Consider the following 486-nt stretch of genomic DNA (forward strand, 5'->3'; position numbering starts at 1 on the left):
GGTTTTGGCGCGGCGATCGGCAGGCCGGTGTCGTAGGGCGAGTATTCCTTGGTGGTGGCGTCGTACACCCGATTGCTGGCGCCGACTACCAGTTCGTGGGTACGGCCGAACGCTTCGAACGGGCCGCTGGCGAAACCATCGAAGGCGCGTTGCTTGTCGGTGTGGTGCGATTGGTAGGCGGTGGTTTCCAGCGGGCCGTCGTAGCGCGACAAATACGTGCCGGAGAATTCGCCTTCGGTTGTCGAAGTGGAACCGCCGAGGTGCAGTTTCCAGTCGTTGTCGAAACGGTGTTCGACTTCACCGAATACGGTGTCGACTTGCAGCTTGCGGTTTTCCCAGTCGGTGCCCGGGTAAGTGGAGCGGGGCAGGTCGAGGTGGTGGCCGTCTTCGCCGATCGGCAGGCCGCCCCAGAAATAATTGGTCTGATCGTTCTGCCGGGAGAAACCGAGGGTCGCCGTGGTGCTGTCGCTCAGGTCGGCTTCACCG

The 486-nt window shown here is 62.6% G+C and carries 1 pseudogene; it reads right to left on the reverse strand.

Annotated elements, in window-relative coordinates:
• Positions 1-486 (reverse strand): annotated as a pseudogene (locus J5M71_RS27680) (TonB-dependent siderophore receptor); the annotation flags it as partial.

It is taken from the genome of Pseudomonas sp. 43(2021), assembly GCF_017490805.1.
In the GTDB taxonomy this organism is placed as follows: domain Bacteria; phylum Pseudomonadota; class Gammaproteobacteria; order Pseudomonadales; family Pseudomonadaceae; genus Aquipseudomonas.